At 68.7% G+C, this 19,858-nt stretch carries 18 protein-coding genes and 1 tRNA gene; 8 read left to right on the forward strand and 11 right to left on the reverse strand.

The features are described from left to right. Positions 1 to 140 precede the first annotated feature (140 nt). Complete coding sequence (locus ABS52_02350) at positions 141 to 2,324, reverse strand: glutamine synthetase (GenBank protein ID ODT05015.1); 2,184 nt, start codon at positions 2,322 to 2,324, stop codon at positions 141 to 143. A 482-nt stretch (positions 2,325 to 2,806) separates the two neighbouring features. Between ABS52_02350 and ABS52_02355 the strand changes: the two genes are divergently transcribed. Genes ABS52_02355 through ABS52_02370 form a run of 4 tightly spaced genes read left to right on the forward strand, consistent with a single transcriptional unit; the run spans position 2,807 to position 6,695 of the window. Further along, on the forward strand, positions 2,807 to 3,823 hold the full coding sequence (locus ABS52_02355; protein ODT05016.1) for a hypothetical protein: 1,017 nt from the start codon (positions 2,807 to 2,809) through the stop codon (positions 3,821 to 3,823). Positions 3,824 to 3,829: 6 nt separating this feature from the next. Continuing rightward, on the forward strand, positions 3,830 to 4,606 hold the full coding sequence (locus ABS52_02360; GenBank protein ID ODT05017.1) for a hypothetical protein: 777 nt from the start codon (positions 3,830 to 3,832) through the stop codon (positions 4,604 to 4,606). Positions 4,607 to 4,656: 50 nt separating this feature from the next. Continuing rightward, positions 4,657 to 6,027, forward strand: a complete 1,371-nt coding sequence (locus ABS52_02365; protein ODT05117.1) for a 4Fe-4S ferredoxin — start codon at positions 4,657 to 4,659, stop codon at positions 6,025 to 6,027. Beyond that, complete coding sequence (locus ABS52_02370) at positions 6,024 to 6,695, forward strand: hypothetical protein (protein ODT05018.1); 672 nt, start codon at positions 6,024 to 6,026, stop codon at positions 6,693 to 6,695. The genes ABS52_02365 and ABS52_02370 overlap by 4 nt, the downstream gene beginning before the upstream one ends. A gap of 25 nt (positions 6,696 to 6,720) precedes the next feature. On the opposite strand, the gene ABS52_02375 is transcribed toward ABS52_02370, so the two are convergent. Together ABS52_02375 and ABS52_02380 are read right to left on the reverse strand one after the other, a co-directional pair. Next, the gene (locus tag ABS52_02375; protein ID ODT05118.1) at positions 6,721 to 7,662 is read right to left on the reverse strand and encodes a hypothetical protein; all 942 of its coding nucleotides are present in this window, start codon (positions 7,660 to 7,662) and stop codon (positions 6,721 to 6,723) included. Between the two features lie 36 nt (positions 7,663 to 7,698). Then, positions 7,699 to 8,799 carry a hypothetical protein gene (locus ABS52_02380; protein ID ODT05019.1) on the reverse strand — a complete coding sequence of 367 codons (1,101 nt, stop codon included), beginning with the start codon at positions 8,797 to 8,799 and terminating at the stop codon, positions 7,699 to 7,701. A 183-nt stretch (positions 8,800 to 8,982) separates the two neighbouring features. On the opposite strand from ABS52_02380, the gene ABS52_02385 reads away from it, so the two are divergent. Next, positions 8,983 to 9,054, forward strand: a tRNA-Cys gene (locus ABS52_02385). A 130-nt stretch (positions 9,055 to 9,184) separates the two neighbouring features. Beyond that, positions 9,185 to 10,246: an alpha/beta hydrolase gene (locus tag ABS52_02390; GenBank protein ODT05020.1), complete on the forward strand. Its 1,062-nt coding sequence runs from the start codon at positions 9,185 to 9,187 to the stop codon at positions 10,244 to 10,246. A gap of 82 nt (positions 10,247 to 10,328) precedes the next feature. Here ABS52_02390 and ABS52_02395 read toward each other — a convergent pair whose 3' ends face one another. Continuing rightward, positions 10,329 to 11,546, reverse strand: coding sequence for a peptidase M28 (locus ABS52_02395; protein ODT05021.1), 1,218 nt, complete (start codon positions 11,544 to 11,546; stop codon positions 10,329 to 10,331). Between the two features lie 53 nt (positions 11,547 to 11,599). Next, a complete protein-coding gene (locus ABS52_02400) occupies positions 11,600 to 11,902 on the reverse strand; it encodes a hypothetical protein (protein ID ODT05022.1) in 303 nt (100 codons plus the stop codon). A gap of 202 nt (positions 11,903 to 12,104) precedes the next feature. Between ABS52_02400 and ABS52_02405 the strand changes: the two genes are divergently transcribed. Further along, the gene (locus ABS52_02405; GenBank protein ODT05023.1) at positions 12,105 to 12,425 is read left to right on the forward strand and encodes a hypothetical protein; all 321 of its coding nucleotides are present in this window, start codon (positions 12,105 to 12,107) and stop codon (positions 12,423 to 12,425) included. Between the two features lie 23 nt (positions 12,426 to 12,448). Here the strand turns inward: ABS52_02405 and ABS52_02410 are convergent, their stop codons facing one another. From ABS52_02410 to ABS52_02425, 4 genes are all read right to left on the reverse strand, one after another. Then, on the reverse strand, positions 12,449 to 12,934 hold the full coding sequence (locus ABS52_02410; protein ODT05024.1) for a hypothetical protein: 486 nt from the start codon (positions 12,932 to 12,934) through the stop codon (positions 12,449 to 12,451). Next, positions 12,931 to 14,004, reverse strand: coding sequence for a hypothetical protein (locus ABS52_02415; GenBank protein ID ODT05025.1), 1,074 nt, complete (start codon positions 14,002 to 14,004; stop codon positions 12,931 to 12,933). Before ABS52_02415 ends, ABS52_02410 begins: the two co-directional genes overlap by 4 nt. A 12-nt stretch (positions 14,005 to 14,016) precedes the next feature. Next, the gene (locus ABS52_02420; GenBank protein ID ODT05026.1) at positions 14,017 to 14,220 is read right to left on the reverse strand and encodes a hypothetical protein; all 204 of its coding nucleotides are present in this window, start codon (positions 14,218 to 14,220) and stop codon (positions 14,017 to 14,019) included. A gap of 191 nt (positions 14,221 to 14,411) precedes the next feature. Next, positions 14,412 to 15,314 (reverse strand): hypothetical protein, encoded by a 903-nt coding sequence (locus ABS52_02425; GenBank protein ODT05027.1) that lies wholly within the window; start codon positions 15,312 to 15,314, stop codon positions 14,412 to 14,414. A 209-nt stretch (positions 15,315 to 15,523) separates the two neighbouring features. Here ABS52_02425 and ABS52_02430 point away from each other — a divergent pair, with 209 nt between their 5' ends. Continuing rightward, on the forward strand, positions 15,524 to 16,780 hold the full coding sequence (locus ABS52_02430; GenBank protein ID ODT05028.1) for a penicillin epimerase: 1,257 nt from the start codon (positions 15,524 to 15,526) through the stop codon (positions 16,778 to 16,780). 79 nt (positions 16,781 to 16,859) lie between these two features. Here the strand turns inward: ABS52_02430 and ABS52_02435 are convergent, their stop codons facing one another. Together ABS52_02435 and ABS52_02440 are read right to left on the reverse strand one after the other, a co-directional pair. Then, the gene (locus ABS52_02435; protein ID ODT05029.1) at positions 16,860 to 17,462 is read right to left on the reverse strand and encodes a hypothetical protein; all 603 of its coding nucleotides are present in this window, start codon (positions 17,460 to 17,462) and stop codon (positions 16,860 to 16,862) included. A gap of 42 nt (positions 17,463 to 17,504) precedes the next feature. Continuing rightward, positions 17,505 to 19,745, reverse strand: a complete 2,241-nt coding sequence (locus tag ABS52_02440; protein ID ODT05030.1) for a hypothetical protein — start codon at positions 19,743 to 19,745, stop codon at positions 17,505 to 17,507. Positions 19,746 to 19,858: the final 113 nt, after the last annotated feature.

The following is a 19,858-nucleotide window of genomic DNA, read 5'->3' on the forward strand; positions in this document are numbered from 1 at the left end:
CCCATCATTTGACCAACGATTGGACGCTCCCGAGCGCTGCGCAAGCAAACCAGACCGTGGCAGATTAGAAGCACAAGGGCCCGGTGATTCACCGGGCCCCGTCGTGGAGGTGCCTAGGGCGATGTCCTGCCGGGTGACCCTTACACCGGGAAGAGCATCTCGCGGTACTTCGGCAGCGGCCAGTACTCGTCGCCGATCAGGAGCTCGAGCGCGTCGCTGGCGGCGCGAACCTCCGCCATGCGATCGGCCCCCTCCGAGGTGAGGAGGACGGCACAGTGCGCGAGGTCGTCGTGCATGGCCTCGGCCTTCTCGATCACCTTGTCCATGGCATCACGACGCGCCTTCAGCTGCTTCGCCAACGCTCCCACCTCGTTGGCGCGCTCGACCTGCGGCACCTCCTTGATGCCGGCCGACCGGGCGACCGCGGCGCTGCTGGCGAGCGTTCCCTGGTAGGCGTAGGCGGACGGGAGGATCATCGTGTCGATCATCTCCTCGAGCGTGTGCATCTCGATCAGGATGTCCTTCACGTAGCGCTCCATGCGCACGTGGTAGCGCGACTCGAGCTCCTCCCTGGTCAGGATGCCGAGCGCGGCAAAGAGCTCCCGGGTGCGCCTCACGTTCAGCTGCGCGAGCGCTTCCGGAGTCCGGCGAAGGTTGAGCAGGCCGCGCCGGGCGGCTTCCTGGACCCAGGCATCGGAGTAGTTGTTCCCTTCGAAGCGCACGTTCCTGGTTTCGCGAAACGCCTTCCGGATGACCTTCATCACGGCGTCGCTGGTCGACTTGGTCGTCTTCTTCTCCGCCTTGATCTCCTCGATCATGTCGGCGATCGCCTCGGCGACCGCGGCATTGAGGAGGGTGACCGGGAAGGCGACCGACTGCGAGCTCCCCACGGCGCGGAACTCGAACTTGTTTCCGGTGAAGGCGAAGGGCGACGTGCGATTGCGGTCCGTGTTGTCCTTCTCGATGTCGGGGAGCTTGTTGACCCCCAGCGAGATGAGCTGCTGCTCGGCGCTCTTGTTGCTCACCTTGCCGCTGGCGATCTCCTCGATGACGCGGGTGAGCCCCTCGCCCATGAAGACGGAGATGATGGCCGGCGGCGCCTCGTTCGCTCCCAGGCGATGTTCGTTCCCCGCGGTCGCGATCCCGGCGCGCAGGAGCCCGGCGTGCTTGTGCACCCCCTTGAGCACGGCGGCGAGGAAGGCGAGAAAGCGGATATTCTGGTGTGGCGTGCGGCCCGGCTTGAGAAGGTTGATGCCGTTCAGCTCGTTGTCCGCGGTGACGGCCATGGCCCAGTTGCAGTGCTTTCCCGAGCCGTTGACGCCCGCGAAGGGCTTCTCGTGAACGATGGCCTGCAGCCCGTGGCGCAGCGCGACGCGCCGAAGGACCGACATGACCAGCTGGTTATGGTCGACGGCGACGTCGATATCCTCGAAGTAGGGCGCCATCTCGAACTGGCACGGTGCCACCTCGTTGTGCCGGGTCACGATGGGGACGCCGAGCTTGTACAGCTCGTGCTCCACCTCGGCGATGCACGCCTGGATGCGTTCCGGGATGCCGCCGAAGTAGTGATCCTCGAGCTGCTGTCCACGCGGCGGTGGAGCGCCGATCAGGGTGCGGTTGGCCATCACCAGGTCGGGGCGCAGCGCGAAATGCGTGCGATCGATCAGGAAGTATTCCTGTTCGGCGCCCAGGGTAGTGTACACGCGCTGCACTCCCCTGTCGCCCAGGAGCGCGAGAAGCTCGATGGCCTTGCTGGAGAGCACGTCGGAGGAGCGGAGGAGCGGGGTCATCTCGTCCAGCGCTTCGCCGTTGTAGCCGATGAAGACCGAAGGGATGCACAGCGTGCGCACGTTGCCCGACTCGATGATGAAGACGGGCGATGCCGGGTTCCACGCGGTGTAGCCGCGCGCTTCCCACGTGGCGCGCAGTCCGCCGGAGGGGAACGACGAGGCATCGGGCTCGGACTGGATCAGCTGCGCTGCCGTGAACTGCTCGAGAACCTGCTTGTTCTCGTCGAATGTGATGAAGGCGTCGTGCTTCTCCGCGGTGAGCCCGGTCTGGGGCTGGAACCAGTGCGTGAAGTGCGTCGCACCGCGTGACACCGCCCAATCCCGGATGGCCTGGGCAACGGTCGGGGCGATATCGAGGTCGAGCTTCTTGCCCAGCCGGATGGATTCGCTGAGCCGGGCGTAGACGTCCTTCGGGAGCTTCGAGCGCATCTGCTGCACGCCGAAGGTGTTCATCCCGAAGAACTCGGAGACGCTGGCCTTGTCGCCGTTCGGCGAGGGCGCAGCCTTCGCCACACGGGTCGCGATCGCGGCCATGGCGGACTTGCGGGCGCTGTTTGTCGAGCTGGACATGGAGGCGGAGAGGGTCAGGGCGGGGCAGTGCGTCGACGGGGGTGGGGGGCGTTGGTCGAGCGGCCAACGAGGAGCAGGATGTGCGATTCGAAGACTGTACCGCAGAAAATGCGAATTCCGCACCGAAAGCGGAACAGTACGGCAGAAATAAAGCACAAAAATGGATTTCCGCGCAATTAGTTGTGCCAAATCTGCACGAAATGCGTGACGATGCGGCAAGATCGTTCCATTGCCTGCCCCGTACGGGTCCGCCGGCGAGGCCGAGTCGATCGCGGGCGCCAGGGGCTCCGGCAGTCGGACAGACGGGGGGTTGCCGACCGCCCCGCAGGGTGTTGGCCGAGGGTGGCGGGAACCCGGGGGAGCGCGCAACCGCTTTCGGACGAACGACTTGACGCATCGGGCGCGCGGGTGTGTCCCCGCCTCCGCGCTCCCCTTAGCTTGATCGCATGTCGTCGCGGGTCGCGTGGCGCGCTGCCCTCAAGGGGTGGGTTCGCCGCTTCATCATCGCATTCGCCCTCCTGCTGACCACGGTCGCCGCGGCCAAGGTCGCCGTCGTCGCGCGCGACTTCGTGGATGAAGGGGGAGACCTGGCCGGCGTCGGGCCGAGCGGGCTCCCCCCCATCCCCGACATGCCGAAGGTCGCGACCGTGACGCTCGCCGACTCGCTCCTTGGCCAGAGCGGGGCCCTGCGGTTCCGGGCGCTGACCGCCGCGGAAGCCCTGGCGATTCCCGGCTTCGTCGATGCGTACGGCGAGCGCGCGCTCCACACGCCCGCCGTTCACCTGGTGGGGCGGCCCCAGGACTCGTCCACCTTCGCCCTCATCGTGCAGCGTCCCTTCGGTGCCAAGCGCGGCGACATGCTGAATGGCTACCGGCTCGGACGATGGCCGGCGGAGCGGTGGATCATGAGTCGCAACTACTTCAATCCAGACGGCTTCGTGGAGGTGACGCCGCAGAACCAGCGGTTGCAGCTGTCGAAACACTTCACGCTGGGCGACTTCGTGACCCACGACCAGCGGGACACGTGGCCCAAGTACGTCGTGCTCGAGGAGAAGCTGATCGACAAGCTGGAGCTCGTCCTCGCGGACCTGAATGCCCGCGGCATTCCGACGCGCAACGTACGCGTGCTCTCCGGCTTCCGCGCGCCGTACTACAACGACCGTGGGGTGGGGGAGGGGATGGCGCGGGCGAGTCGTCACCAGTATGGCGACGCGGCCGACATCATCATCGATGACGACGGCAACGGGCGGATGGACGACCTCAACCGCGACGGCGTCGTGGACCTGCGCGACATCGGGCCGATCACCGCGGCCATCGCGCGCGTGGAACAGGCGCATCCGTCGCTGGCGGGCGGGCTCGGCACGTACCAGGCCGTGGGGCCAAGCGGTCCGTTCGCGCACGTCGACGTGCGCGGGACGAGTGCGCGTTGGGAGAGCGGGTGGTGGAAGGGGCGCAAGCGCTGATCTCGCATGCGCGTCGCCCTCTTCGTCCCCTGCTACGTCGACCAGTTCGCCCCTTCCGCGGCGATCGCGGCCCTCCGCGTGCTCGAGCGACTCGGTCTCGCCGTGGACGTCCCCTTCGGGGCGGCGTGTTGCGGCCAGCCGGTGGCCAATGCCGGCTTCGCCCCCGACGGCCAGGCGGCGCTGGCGCGCTTCAGCGAAACCTTCCGCTCCTGCGACCACGTGGTCGTACTCTCGGGGAGCTGTGCCGCTCACGTCCGGGCGCACGCGGCCGGCGCACATGCGGAAGGTGAGGGCGTCGCCCGCCGCACCTGGGAGTTCTGCGCGTTCCTGCACGACGTGGTGGGCGTTGCGCACGTGCGATCGCTGGCCGCGACGCTCCCTGCGCGGGTGGCGTTGCACATCGGCTGTCATGCGCGGCGCGCCCTCGGGGTGGCGACGCCGAGCGAGCTGCAGCTGCCGGCGGTCGACAAGGCACGCGCCCTGCTGGAGACGGTCGACGGGCTGTCGTTCGCACCGCAGGCGCGCCCCGACGAATGCTGCGGCTTCGGCGGGAGCTTCAGCGTGACGGAGGGAGCGGTGTCGTCGCGGATGGGACAGGACCGGCTGGCCGACATGCGGGCCGGCGGCGCGACCGCACTCGTCACGACCGATCTCTCGTGCGCGTTGCACCTGCGCGGCCTGGACCGTGCCGCCGCCGGCACGATGCCGATGTGGCACGTGGCGGAGGTGCTCGCGGGGATGGCGGCGACCGGGGCGGGTGCGAAGTCGGGAGGGGCCACGTGAGCCCCGCAACGGGGGGGCGCACCCTTCCCGTGCTCGACGCGCATGGCGCGATCGACCATGCCGCCGCCGCCGAGCGCTTCGTGGCGGACGCGGCCCGTACCACGTGGCACGACGCGTCGCTCTGGATGGTGCGGGAGAAGCGCGATCGCGCGGCCGCTTCGGTTGCGGAGTGGGAGGCGCTGCGCGACCTGGCCTCGGCCATCAAGGCGCACACGCTCTCGCGGCTGGACGAGTACCTGGTGCTGTTCGAGCGACGCGCGACGGCGCGCGGGATCCGGGTGCACTGGGCGCGTGACGCGGAGGAACACAACGCGATCGTCCATGGCATCCTGGCGGCGCGCGGTGCCCGGCACCTCGTGAAGAGCAAGTCGATGTTGACCGAGGAGTGCGGGCTGAACGGCTACCTCGTGGCACGCGGGGTCGAGGTGACCGACACGGACCTGGGGGAGCGGATCGTGCAGCTGCGCGGCGAGCCACCCAGCCACATCGTGATGCCCGCCATCCACCTGAAGAAGGAGGAGATCGGGGCGACGTTCCACGAGCAGCTGGGGACGCCAGCCGGGGAATCCGACCCGGATGCGCTCACCGTGGCGGCACGCGTGCACCTGCGTGAGCGCTTCCTCTTTGCCGACGCCGCGCTCACGGGGGTGAACTTCGCGATCGCCGAGACGGGTGGCATCGTGGTCTGCACCAATGAAGGAAACGCCGACCTCGGGACCGCCCTGGCGCCGGTGCACATCGCCTCGATGGGGATCGAGAAGCTGGTGCCTCGGGCCGCCGACCTCGGGATCTTCCTTCGGCTGCTCGCCAGGAGCGCGACGGGACAGGCGAGCACCGTGTACACCTCGCACATGCACGCACCCCGCGACGGGCAGGAGCTGCATGTCGTCCTGGTCGACAACGGGCGCAGCGCGCAACTCGGGCGCGCCGAGTTCTGGGGGTCGCTCAAGTGCATCCGCTGCGCCGCGTGCATCAACACGTGCCCGGTGTACCGCCGCTCGGGTGGATACAGCTACGGGTCGACCGTTCCCGGGCCGATCGGGGCGGTGCTCACCCCGGGGGCCGACCTGCGCCAGTACGCGGCGCTCCCGTTCGCCAGCACGTTGTGCGGGTCGTGCACGGCGGTGTGCCCGGTGAAGGTCGACCTCGACGCGCAGTTGTATGCGTGGCGGCAGGTGGTGGCCCGGGCCGGGCTCCTCTCCCCCGCCAGGGGATGGTTCATGCGGCAGCTGGGGGCGATGCTGGCCCGTCCGCGAGCGTTGCAACTGGCGGGGAGGATCTCGCGCGCGCTGTTGCGCGTCGTGCCGCGCCACGTCACCCGTCACCTGACGGGCGCCTGGGGGCGAACGCGTGTCCTGCCCGAGGCGCCCCGCGAAAGCTTCCGCGAGTGGTATCGGGCGAACCGGAGGGGGGAGGGATGAGTGCGCGTGATGACATCCTCCGCGCCGTGCGCGACGCGCGCCTCGAGACCTTCGGCACGTCCGCGTTCCCGCTCCCCGACGTGCGCCAGCCGTTCCCGCGGGGCGACGAGTCGAACGATGTCCTGCTGGCGCGGTTCGTCGCCGCCGCCGAGGGAGCGGCCGCGCGCGTCGTCCGGGGACGGCGTGGGGAGCTGGCGGCGATCGTCGCGGCCGCCGGCGCCGGTGCGAGCGAGACCGGCGAATCGCAAGGAGTGTCGCCCTTCGCCCGGGATCATCGCCAGCCGCAACATCGGGCGGGGAGCTGCCTGTCGATGGTGGCCGGGGTGGCCGGCAACGTCGAGCTCCCCGACGACCCCCATGCCCTGGCCCGCCTGGACGTCCTCGTGTGCGAGGGGACGGTCGGCGTCGCGGAGAACGGGGGGATCTGGCTTTCCGCGTCGCAGCTGGGTGAGCGCGCGGCGCTCGTCCTGGCGCGACATGTCGTCGTCGTGCTGCCGCGTTCGACGATCGTCGCCGACCAGCATGCGGCCTACGCCGCGATCGACGTCGACGCCGACGCGTTCGGCGTCTTCCTGGCGGGGCCATCCAAGACGGCCGACATCGAGCAGTCGCTGGTCATCGGGGCGCACGGGGCCACGGCGGTGACGGTCGTGCTGCTGGACGAGTAGGGGCGCGCCGTGGCGCCGGGAGCGCCTAGAGCAGCCCCCCGAGCCGCTCGAGGTCGACGTTGCCGCCGCAGATGACGGGGACGATCGTTGCCCCTGGCGGGACGGCCAGGCGCCCGGCAAGGAGTGGCACCACGGCCGCGGCGCCGGCAGGCTCCGGCAGCAGCTTGCAGCGCTCCATCAGGACGCGCATCCCTTCCACGATCTCGCGGTCGGACACCAGGATCCAGTCGTCGACGAAGGCCTGGCAGTGCGCGAGGTTGCGCGTGCCGGCGAAGGGGGCGGCGAGGCCGTCGGCGATCGTGTCGAGCGAGGCGAGGCGCTGCGGTGAGCCGGCGGCGATCGATCGTGTCATCGCGGCCGCCCCCTCGGGCTCGACGCCGATGACCCGCACCGAAGGGCGTCGCTGCTTGATCGCGGCGGCGACGCCGGAAATGAGTCCCCCCCCGCCGCAGGCGACGATGACGACGTCGGCCTCCGGCACCTGTTCCATGATCTCCATGCCGACCGTTCCCTGGCCGGCGATGACGCGCGGGTCATCGAAGGGGTGGACGAGGGTGAGGCCACGCACGCGCTGCAGCTCGAGGGCAGTGGCCAAGAGATCCCCGTCGGTCTGGATCACCTCGCCGCCGTACCCCCGCGTGGCCGCAACCTTCGAGGGGACCGCCGTCGACGGCATGACGATGGTGGCACTGATCCCGAAGCGGGATGCTCCCCATGCCAGCGCCTGCGCGTGGTTCCCCGCCGAGAGCGAGATCACTCCCCGTGCGCGCTCCTCAGCCGAGAGCTGGCGGAGGGTGTTCACGACCCCTCGCGCCTTGAACGATCCCGTCTTCTGGAAGAGCTCCAGCTTGAGGACGACCCATGCGCCGGCGCGACTCCCCAGGTAGCTCGACCCCATCACGGGGGTGTGGTGCACGTGCGGCGCGATGGCCGTGCGTGCCTCGCGAATGGCGTCGAGCGAGACCAGAGAGGGTGATCCGGCGGGAGCGGTCATCCCCCCAATCTACGGCCTGAAAAACTCGTCCGCGACGATGGTCTGCGCTCCCGTCCCGCGGACGGCAACGACCTCACCCCCCACGGCGGCGACGGAGCGGAAGGCGAGCGCCGTGCTCCCTGCGACCGTTGCCTCGTCGATGGCGTAGATGGCGCGAAGGTCGTCGTTGGTGAGGTGGGCGTACTGCACCAGTCCCTTGGGGATCAGGGAGAGCTCGGGACCGCTGCCGGTCAGGGGGACGCGCACGAGGGCACGATCGAAATCGCCGCCCGGAAGGACGCCGGTGCGCCGGATCACGAGGGCCCAGGTGCCGGAGCGCGAGATGGCCTGCACCGTCCCGTTGATTCCGTCCGCAAGGCGGATGCGCGCACCGGTCGCCAGCTCGATCCGCCAGACCTCGCACACCTTGTCGAACAAGGGAGCCCCTCCCTCGGCCACAGGGCGCGAGTAGAAGACGAAGCGTCCGTCGCTGCTGAAGCGAATGGAACCTCCCAACTGCGAGTAGTTGAGCCCCGTGGTGAGGCGCTGAACCTGGTTGGTGGTGAGGTCGGTGACGAAGATGTCGACGCCGAGGGCGTGCCCGAGGGTGCTCATGGCGTAGGCGAGCTTCGATTCGTCCGGCGACCAATCGGGGGCACTCAGGATGATCTGGGTATTGGGCGAGGCGACGCGCGGGGCGCTGCCATCGGCGTTCGCCACCACGACTTCGGACTGGTCGTACGCGAGTGTTGCGACCATCGCCAACTTGTTGCCGGTCGGGCTCCAGGAGAGCGGCCCCAATGCGAGCAGGTTGGCGTCGGCCAGCGACGGAAGCAGGGGAGAATTGCCGGGAATGGGGTCGGAGGCGCCATTGAATACGACCTTGGTCCGCTGCTCGGTCCCCGTGTCGAGGAAGAGCGCGGCGCGCGTCCCGATGTACTCGACGCTCGCGACAGCGGACTTGCCCGTGGACGAGGGCCCCGGGTTGGTGACCTCGTCACTGGCACAGGCGGAGAGAGCGAGGAGAATCGAGGCCTGCGCGAGGACGGCGGAGCAGCGCGCGGCAGCGCGGCGGGGGAGGGGGACGCGTGGAGCGTGTCTCGTATGATGCATCGTCATGGCGACGGTCATGGCGTGAAGGAATCCATTCGCACGAAAGTGCGGGAACGCCGGAAGCGCATGGGTCACCGTACCCGCATGCGTAGCGCGGACAGTGCACAGGACACGCGGCGGCACCGGAGACCTGACGTGCCGCCGGGTCCGACGCGCTTCACCTTGAGGACCGAGGGTTGCCCCCCTAGCTTCCCCGGTCATGGCGCCGTAGCCAAGTGGTAAGGCAGCGGTCTGCAAAACCGCTATTCGCCGGTTCGATTCCGGCCGGCGCCTCTCGTGGTCCTTTCGCGCGCTCCATGGCTGACTGCCGTGGGGCGCGCGTCTCGTAGGTGCGGTGTCACGGCGTCGTGGTACCGCACGGCCCGCTTCGGCCAGCTGGACGAAGGCGCTAGCTTCCCGACGCATGCACGCGCTCTCCCTTCGCGCCGGACCAGACGCCCTCCGCATCATCCGGGAGCGCGGGCTGCGGCCGGATGACGTCGACATCATGCCGGGCGCTTCCGGGGGAGCCAAGTGGCTGGCGCTGGCCGGGCTAGACCGCTTCCTCTTCGGCACCTTCCTGGCAGCGTCCCGCAGGCGCCCGCTTCACCTGATCGGCTCGTCGATCGGGAGCTGGCGCATGGCATGCCTGGGGCAGCGCGACCCGGTGGCGGCGCTGGCGCGCGGGCATCACGCCTACATCTACGAGCAGCGTTACAGCCGGCATCCTTCGACGAAAGAAGTCTCGGAGGTCCTGTCGCGCGCGCTGGACCTGATACTGGGCGCCACCGGCGTGGAGGAGATCCTCAGCCATCCGTGGGCGCGACTCCACGTCATCACCGCCGAGGGGCGCGGACTGGCCGCGAGCGAGCGGCGGTCGCTCCTGATGGGCGGGATCGCGCTGGCGGCGGCGGGGAACCTCGTCAGCCGCAAGTCGCTGGCGCTGCACATGCGGCGCTTCATCTTCCACAGCGCCGGCGACGCGTCACCATTTCGGGCCATCTCCGACCTCCCCACGACGCACGTGGCGCTCACGCCCGAGAACCTGCGAGCGGCGCTCCTGGCGTCAGGATCGATCCCGCTGCTGATGGAAGGGGTGACGATCCCGGGGACGCCGGCGGGGGTGCACTGGGACGGCGGGGTGCTCGACTATCACCTCGACCTCGACTTCGGTCCCGGCGATGGGCTCGTGCTGTACCCGCACTTCTACAGCCACATCGTCCCGGGGTGGTTCGACAAGTCGTTGCGCTGGCGCCGTGCCCGCGGCGACAACTTTCGCCGGGCGCTGCTGATCGCCCCGTCGGATGCCTTCGTCGCGAGCCTGCCTAACCAGAAGATCCCGGACCGCCGGGACTTCTACGTGATGGATGAGGCCACGCGGCAGCGCACCTGGCAGCGGGTGCTCGACGAGAGCGAGCGGCTGGGCGACGAGCTCGCGGAAATGCTGGCGCTCGGGAAGCTCGGCGAGCGGGTGCGGCCGTGGTGATGCTGCCGCGGGGCCAGTGGCCGGCCCCGTCCCACCCACCGTCGGGTGCGTGGAACAGGGCCCGGCGACCGACGATCGCGGCCTAACGAGACACGCGTGCTCCCGTCAGCATCCCCAGCGCTCCCAGGGTGGTCTGGGCGGCGTTGAGGCCCAGGCGGAAATCCTTGTCGCTGTACGTGGAGAAGAGGTCGGTGGGCTGGTGCCAGTGCGGGTTCCACCCGTTGCCCGTGTGGGCCCCGCGCTCGTTCTCACGCAACGAGATGGACGGAACGATGTCCTGGAACGGCGCCGAGTCGGTGTTGGTCATGTGGGGACCGACCGTGGCCGGATAGTCGGTGGCGTACTTCTCGTTCGCCGCGTGGAAGAACCAGGCGAGCCTGGCCGACTGCTCCGACATCTTCGAGTTGGACTGGAACTCGACGTTCACGTCGGCCTCCGGGCGCTGCTCCGGATCGAGCGTCCCGTCGGCGCGGGGCATGCCGTGGTCCCACATCATCATGTCGTGCTGGATCATCCCGAGCCACCGGGGCTCCGGGTACCTCCCCGATCCTGCCGGTACTTCCTTGCCCTGGAGGGCCTGGCGCTGCGCGACGTATGCGCGGGCACCGTTGAGCCCCGTCTCCTCGTTGTTCCAGAGGATGAATCGGATCGATCGATCGGTCGTGACGCCCGGCATCGAGAAGACGCGGGCGAGCTCCATGACCAGCGCCGTTCCCGACCCGTCGTCGTTGGCGGCCTCACCCCAGCCGATGCCATCCATGTGCGCGCCCACGATGTACATCTCGTCGGGGTGCGCGGTGCCGATCTTGGTGCAGTAGACGTTCTGCCGCTTTCCCGGCGTACTCGGCTCGGCGTTGAGGGCGCGAAGGCGCGCGTCGGGCTGCGCGAGCGAATCGTTGTTCACCCCGGTGCGGGCCCGGATGCCCCGGGGGCGCGATCCGCCGGCTCCCGGACGGGGAGTGGCTGCGCCGGGGCGCGCGCCAGCCGCTTGCGCCGGTCGCGGCGCCGGTGGCGCCGGGGTGAAGTCGTAGTCGAGGCGTTCGGTGTTCGTGCAGCCGTAGCTCTTCAGCTGGGCCTCGATCCAGTCGAGAGCGGCGCGATTGCGCGCCGTCCCTTGCCGTCGGTCACCGAACTGCGTCAGCCCCTTGATGGTCGCCTTATAGCGCTCGAGGTCGAGCTGCGACACGAGGTACGCGACCGGATCGGCGGTGTCGGCCGGCTGGGGCGGCTGCGCAGCGACGGGGCCCGTCGAGGTCAACGTCAGGAGGAGGGCTGCGACGAGCGTGGCAGGAGCGCGCATGGGGGGTGTGGCTGTGGTCACGAGGGAGCGGGAGGCGGTGGGCGAAGCGCCGGTCAGCCGTTGGGGAGTCCTATGAGGTACGTGACGGGGATCGGACCGTTGAGCGCGATCTCGCCCGCGTCCCCGCGGAATCGATGGCTGTGTGGGACGGATGTTGCCAGCGCCCGCAGTTCGTGCGCGTCGTAGGTGCGCAGGGGCGACACGACGCCGTCCCACCGGACCATGAGCGGCACCAGCGGAACGACGTAGGTGAAGAAGAGGTTGAATGGGCGGACCGGCGGAATCATGAGCAGCACCATGATCGGGGTCAGGAGCATGAAGAGGAGGCACGGAAGCGAGCGCCTCGAGCCCACCACGGCGGGTGCCGAGGAGGCGATCCTGATCGGTCATGGTGGACATCAAATCAGCGGTAAGTCGTTGCGTGTAAACGTCTTACGATTGGGAAGCGAGAAGATTGAGGGTCGCGTGCCGCGCGACGCGGCGTGGAACGGGGGCCCCTTGCGGGAGAACGCGACGGGACAGGGGTCAATTGGAGGGGAGGATCGACTACCTTTAGGCATGTCCAAAGCCAAAGCCATTACGCCGACGTCCTTCTCGTTCGTCGACAACGAGCGGACCTACACCTGCACGCGAGAGGGCCTGCGCGGCGTTCAGGACGACCCGTGGTGGTGGTTCAGCGTCTCGAGCGACGATCGTCATCGCTATGCGCCATTCCGGGCCGAGGTCGGTGACACGGAAGCCAGCGTCCGGCCTCGGGTGGTGGCGTACTACGAGGACCTGCTGGCGCGTCGGGCGGCACCTCCCGAGCCGCGGTGGCGCGGACGAGGGAACCAGGGGAGCGGCCCCAAGCCCGCAGCCGCTCCGGCGAAGCCGGAATAGGCGGCCGGGCGCGACGCGCCGACTCAGCCGGCCAGGGGGGCGACTCCGAGGGCGCCCACCCCGCGTGTGTCTCCGGTGACGAGTCGCCGATGGAAATCGACCTGCCCGAGATGGTACGCAAGGTGAGTCGCCAGATGCAACAACCCGCGGCTCACCGGGAGCGTGGAGTTCGCCACCGTCATCGTGCCGGCCATGCGCTCGTGGGGAAGGGCCTCGAGCGCCTTTCCGACCTCGGCGGCGGTGATGTCCACGAGCGCCGCGAGCTCGGCGCGTGACGCGCCGCGGGTGCTGAACTCGGCGTCGCGATCGCGCACGTATCCCGAGCCGCCGAGCCCTGCCCCGACATTGCTGCGCAGGTTTCCGCAGAGGTGAAGCACGAGCGTCCCCCCGCTGTTCGGGGCGCCGGGGGGGAGCGCCCACACCGACTGGTCATCGGGATAGGCGAGGACCTCGGCGCGGAGCGCAGTCAGCTCCCGAGCCAGGACCAACACGAAGTCGTGAGCCGTCATGGAATACGCTCCGCGGTCGCCTCGACCTCGGCGACCCTGACGATGAGGCGCGCCGGCCGGCCCGGCTCGCTGATGAACTCGGCGGTGCCGGCCGTGTGCTGGAAGTCGAAGCTGGTCGCGTCTCGCGGGATGAGCTCGATCTGGACGCCTCGCCCGAACGGGTCGAGGAAGAGGTGTGCGCCGCGTCGGGTGACGACCGCCACGGTTTCTGCGCCGCGGCGATAGGTCCCGACGAAGCGCTGCAGCGCCGTGGGAGAGAGGGAGATCCTTGGCCGACTCGCGCGGGGGCCGCGCTCGTCGGATGGCGGGTCGGGGAGCGGCCGCACCCAGAAATTGCGATAGCGGACCGGGTGATCGTGATCCTGGAGCACGAACGGCAGCGCGTCGGGGTGCCTCGCGTACGGATCGGCGACCAGCCAGTTGGTGCGCCCCCACAACTCGGCGTTGTCCTGCACGAGGACCCCGTTGTGGAAGACGGTCATGCGCGCGGGTGACACCAGCGCGCCGTTGGCGCCGAAGCGCGGGCGGCGGAAGACGACGTCGTACGATTGCCACTCGCCCGGCGGGCGCGACGCGTTGACGAGGGGTGGGTGCTGCCCGTACAGCGCCGCGGCCTGCCCGTCGGCGTAGGTCTGGTTCCGGTACGAGTCCAGCACCTGCACTTCGTAGTTGTCCATGAAGTAGATGCCGCTGTTGCCGCGTCCCTGCCCTGTCCCCACGGCCGGCGACGGTGTGGACCATTCGACGTGCAGCTGCACGTCGCCGAACGCCCGCCTGGAGACGATGGCGCCGGCTCCGGGGACGGTCTGCATGTAGCCGTCCCCGACGACCCACCGGGCGGGCGAACCGTCGCGTGCCGTCCACTCGTCGAGGGACCGCCCGTCGAACAGCACGACGGCGTCGCTCGGTGCGAGGCCCGGCTGCGCCCCGGGGGTGACGACGGGAGGCTTGGGTCGGTCGGGGTCGTGGACCTTCCAGCGATGCCCCGTATCCTGCGCCGCCGAGACGCTGGCGGAGAGCACCGTCAGGAGCAAGAGGGGCGGGGCATGGCGGAGGAGGGGCGGGAACATGCAGCCGCGCGCTCAGTCGGTGAGGATGAAGGTGACCTTCATGGTGACGCGGTAGGTCGTGATCTTCCCGTTTTCGCAGTCCACCTTCATCTCCTTGACCCATGCGCCCCGGATGTTGCGCAATGTCTGGTTGGCGCGCTTGATGCCGGCGGCCATGGCGTCGTCGAAGGACTTCTCCGACGAGGCGATGATCTCGGTGACCTTGGCGACGGACATGACATCCTCCCGCGTGACAGGTTGGCGAGTTCCTCGGTGGGGCGGCCAGGGCGATCGGCCGCTGCGCCACGTTTTCCAAGCAACCGCAGCGTGCAGGATGACGCAAGGCATCGCGGCCGCCGCCCCGGAGGGGGCAGCGGCCGCGATGTCCCTCTGTGGAGCGCCCGAGGGGCAGCCCCGCCGATGCGGGATTACTGCGCCGCCTGCTTGGCCACGAGTCCGTCGAGGGCGATGCGGTACTCCTTGGCCGCCGCATCGTACTTGATGGAGTAGGCGTTCGGGTACATCCCCGTCGAGGTCACCTTGGCCGGCACGGCAAGCGGGAAGGTGATGCCCTCGGACTTGCCCTTGGCCGTGTCGATGAACGCCTTGGTGATCATCGGCTCGAGGAAGATGAAGCGCCCGTCGTAGGAGCCCCAGAGGAAGGTGCTGGTGAAGGTCTTGTTGTTCGGCGGCGGCTGCAGCTCGGGGGCCGAGGTGTCGAGCCAGTGCATGCCCATGAAGGGGACCGCAGCGGCTGCTGGCGGGATGTTGGCGAGGGTCGACATCGCCATGTAGCCGCTCGGGACATACTCGGCTGCCGGGAAGACCCCCGTCTTGGCAGCGAAGTCCGGATTCGTGGGGAGCAGGGCGTTGCGCTGCGCCGGAGTGATCTGGTAGAAGTGGAAGTCGAAGTGCGGGTGCGTGTAGACGTGCTCGGGTTCGTGTCCGGCGGGGTTCCAGTCGAGCATGACGTGGTTGAAGCCGGTGTAGGCGGCCTCCGCGGGGAGCGTGAGGGTGAGCATCGCCGCCGCGGGCAACCCCGGGATGGTGGCCTGCGGGAGAGTGGCCATCGCCGTCTCGGAGATCGCCACACCTAACGATGCCGGCTTGCCGGCGTTGTCGAGGATGACGTAGCTGCGCGCCGTCCCCTGGCCCAGCGCCTGGGCGTCTCCATAGACGAGGCGCTGGTTCGGGCCGGTGGATTCGTTCTCGGAGCAGGCGGTGGTCCCGGTCGTCATCCCCACGAGCGTGGCGATCATGGCCGCACGGGCCAGGGGCCGCATGGCGGGGATGCGTGACTCGAGGAGCAACGAGGAAAGGAGCTGGAGCATTGGACTATACCTCACGAGGGGGGCTGGATCGGTCACTCACTTGGCGCACGCAGGGATGATGATGCGGACGGGGATGACGCGAATGGGTGGAATTACCCCCCGGCAGGACGGGATTGCAGGCCGGCGCGACGTCCCGGTCGCGCCCCCTCGCCGGCGGGACGGCGGCGAGCTTACTTCAACCGCTGACCCGCACCCGTGTCCCCTCTCCGATGAACAAGCGCGATTTCCTGCGTACGCTCGGTGGCGCCTCGCTCGGCGTCTTCTTCGCTCCCGGACAACTGGCGCGATATGCGCGCCTCCCCGTCGACGCGCTCGCCCGGGACGAGGACTTCTGGGTCGGCATCCGCACGCGCTACCGCCTAACGCCTGACTACATCAACCTCGAGAACGGCTACTACTCGATGCAGGCGCAGGAGGTGCTCGAGCGCTTCATCGGGCACGTGCGCGACGTGAACCTGGAGGCGTCACACTACATGCGGACGCGCCAGTACCCGAACAAGGAGGCGGTGCGCACGCGCCTCGCCGCGCTGGCCGGCTGCGCCCCGGAGGAGCTCATCATCACCCGCAACACCACCGAGTCGCTCGACACGGTGATCGGCGGGTTCGACTGGAAGGAGGGAGACGAGGCGGTGATGGCGGCGCAGGACTACGGCGCCATGCTCGACATGTTCAAGCTGCAGGCGCGACGGTACGGGATGGTGAACCGCGTGGTGTCGCTTCCGATCGACCCGTCGAGCGACGACGAGATCGTGCAGCTGTACGCCAATGCGATCACGCCACGCACTCGGCTCCTGATGGTGTGCCACATGGTGAACATCACCGGACAGATCCTTCCCGTGCGGAAGATCGCGGACATGGCGCACGCGAGGGGGGTCCAGGTCATGGTCGACGGCGCGCATGCGCTGGCCCAGCTCGACTTCCGCATCCCCGACCTCGACGTGGATTACTACGGGGCATCGCTGCACAAGTGGCTGGGGACACCGCTGGGGGCGGGAATCCTCTACGTGCGCCGTGACCGCGTTTCCTCGCTGTGGCCGCTGTTCGGCGATTCGAGCTTCAAGGACGACGACATCCGGAAGCTGAACCACACCGGGACGCATCCCGTGCACACCGATCTCGCGATCGGCGACGCGATCGACTTCCACGAGGCCATCGGCACGCCTCGCAAGGAGGCACGACTGCGATACCTGCAGAACTACTGGGTCTCGAAAGTACGCGGGATGCCGAACGTCATCCTAAACACACCGAGCGACCCGTTGCGCTCGTGCGCGATCGCCAACGTGGGCGTGGACGGGATGAAACCCGGTGACCTGGCGCGCACGCTGATGGAGAGACATCGCATCTGGACGGTGGCCATCGACGGTGCGGGCGTGCATGGTGTGCGGGTCACGCCTCACGTCTACACGACCGCAGCTGAGCTGGATGTCTTCGTGACGGCACTGCGCGAGATCGCGGCCCCCGGGTAGGGCCAGCCTCCCGGTGTGCCGGCAGGGCGAGTGCTGTTGGCAAGGGGGCGCCGTGCGGGAGTGAGTGCGCCGCCGGCCGCTACAGCGCCCGCACCCGCTTCCAGTCCAGCCAGACCAGTACCGTGAAGAGCGTGATGGTCACCGCCGAGATGGCGCACCAGGGGCAGAACGTCTTCATGATGATGAACTCGGCGTACTTGAGCCGGAGCGTGAAGAGGAAGGCGGGATAGACGAGTGCCGCCAGCGCGATGGTGGGCCACCGGGCGGCGCTCCAGCGCTCCTGCGTCCCGAGAAGGCTGGTGACGAGGATGAGGGTGTAGCCCACGGCGCCGATGAAGGCGACATCCAGGCCGAGGAACCACCCCCACGAGGAGAGCTGCACCTGCTCGCAGCCGTGTCCCGCGCCGCAGCTCAGGGCGCCCATGAATCCCCGCTTCCAGAGGTGCAGGTAGGTCGCGACGCCGGCGTTCGCCAGTGCGAGGACGGCTATCACCTGCCGAAGAATGGGGGACGGCGCGTCGGAGGTATCGGGCGCGTCGATGTCGCTCATGCGGGTGTCAATCTCGGTCGGGGCGTTCGCGGAGTGGTGCGGCGGGCCACCGGGGCGCGGCCATGAGACATCGAAGCCGAGCACCGCGGCGGGGCGCCGCGGAAGATGGTGCGTGCTGGCCGCACGCACCATCCCGTCCCCCCGCGAAGCCGCAGCGCCAACCCGGCGGCGCGACTACGGGCTGGACGTCGTCGAAGCCTTCGTCTCCCGGGCCGACGCTTCGAGCGTCTGGAGCACGTCCTTCCACTGGAATTTCCCCTTGCCGAGAATCCAGTGATCCATCCACGCCTTCTCGGCGACGGACTTGAGGAGCTGGTTGCGGGGGTCGGGGATGCCGTGCGTACTCCCGGGATACACGAAGAGTTCCGTCGGGACGCCGGCCTTGCGCAGTCCCATGTACAGCTCCTCGCTCTGGGGGCGCGGCACGCGCGGGTCGCCGTCGACGACGTGGATCATGGTCGGCGTCTTCGCATTCTTGATGTAGCGAATGGGTGACTGCTTCCAGTATGCCTCGAAGTCGTCGTACGGCGGCTTGCCGCCCAGGTAGTTGGCCCGCACGTCCTGCATGTCGCTCTGGGCATACATCGAGATCCAGTTCGCCGTCCCGGCTCCCGAGGATGCCGCCTTGAAGCGCGTGGTATGGGTGATGATCCAGTTGGTCCAGTGGCCGCCAGCACTCCAACCCAGGACGCCCATCCGGTCACCGTCCACGAGGCCGTCGGCGATGAGCTTGTCGACGCCGGTCAGGATGTCCTCGTAGCCCTTGCGGAAGTAGTCGTTCACGATCCCCCACTTGTGCGCCTCACCGTAGTTGGTGGAGCCGCGGTAGTTGGGCTTGAGGATCATGTAGCCGTCACCCGCATACGCTTGCGCGCCGTACCCGCCGTTGAAGGTGAGGATGTCGGCGGCCTGCGGACCGCCATGAATGGCGACGATGAGCGGATACCGCTTGCCGGGGACGTAACCCACCGGCTTCACCAGGATGCCGCAGGCCGTCTTGCGGTCGACCGACTTCCAGCAGATCTCCTCCTCCTCGCCGAGGAGGATGTTCCCCACCTGTGGGTTGGCGTTGGTGACCTGCCGCCAGGCGCTGCGGTTGGCCACGTCTTCGGCGCGATCGACGACGAAGTGGACGGCAGGCGTCTTGGGGTCGCTGTACTGGAGCAGGATCCTTCCGCTGTCGTCGTCCTTCTGGGCGAACAGCGCGGCCCTGACGTCCGTCAGCTGCCGCACGGTGTTGGTGGTGACGTCGAGGGCGAGGAGCTGGCTGGTGGCCCTGACCCCATCGTTGAAATAGATCGTCCGCGAGTCGTCGGACCACCAGCCGATGGTCACGTCGCCGTCGTAGCCGGCGCCGAGCTTGGTGAAGGGGGTCCCCGCCGCTGAAATGGCGCGGGTGTAGACCTTGTTGGCGCGGAAGTACTTGAAGTCGTCGGAGGCCGAGAAGGCGATCGTCTTTCCGTCAGGCGCAAACGAGAGGCCGGACTCGGCGATGTTCGTGTTGTCGGTCAGGCGCTCGAGGGCGCCGCTGGAGAGGTCGAGCAGGTAGAGGTCGCTGTGGTTCCCTCCCTCGATCGTGGTGCGGGCGTAGCGGTCGTTGGGGAAGGCGCGGATCCCGGCCCACCTGCCGTCGTCCGACAGCGTGACCCCCTCCACCGAGAACTGGTCGCCTTGCGTGAGCCGCCGTTCGGCACCCGTGGCGACGTCGACGGTCCACAGGTGATTGAGCGGGATGTCCTGGTTGCGGATCCGGACATCGAACTTCCTTTCCATGCGCTCCTTGTTCGCCTGGTCGACCGAGTCGGCGGCGATGAAGTACAGTCGCTGCCCATCGTTCGAGAAGCGCCACCAGCCGACGGGTGTCGCGTGTCGCGTGAGCGGGCGCGCCTGTGCGGTGTCGATGCCGGCGAGCGGGAGCGCCATCACCTGCTGCTCGCCGTTCTTGCCGGCGGAGAAGGCGAGCCACTTGCCGTCCTTCGAGAAGGCAAACGCGCCGACGCCGTCCTTGATGTCGGTGACCCTGCGCGCCTCGCCGCCGTCGGGGCGCATCAGGTACAGTTGCTGCGTCGCCGCGCCCCCCGCGGCGTCGCGATTGCTGGCGAAGACGAAGAACGAGCCATCGGGCGCCCAGCGCGGCGACGTCTCGTTCTTGTCCTTCGTGAAGGTGAGCTGCCGGGTGCTGGCCAGCCCGTCGCGAGTGGAAACGACGTAGAGATCGGTGAAGCGCTTCGCCTCCTTCCAGTCGGGGACCGACAGGGCATAGAGGAGGCGGGTCCCGTCAGGGCTGAGCACCGGCGCGACGGCCTGCCGCAGCAACTGCTGGTCCATGAACGTCCAGGGACGTGGCGCCTGCTGGGCACCACTCGTCGACGCGAGCACGGCAAGCGAGAGGATCGTGCAGCGAGAGCTGAGCATCTGGGGACACTCCGGGCGGGGGGCTTGTCAGGTTCCTCGAATCTTACGACGAAGCGAGGGGGGGCGCTGAAGGGAGCAGGCGAGATGGACCATCGCTCGCGCGGGGCACCCCG

The sequence above is a fragment of the Gemmatimonadetes bacterium SCN 70-22 genome, from assembly GCA_001724275.1.
GTDB lineage: Bacteria > Gemmatimonadota > Gemmatimonadetes > Gemmatimonadales > Gemmatimonadaceae > SCN-70-22.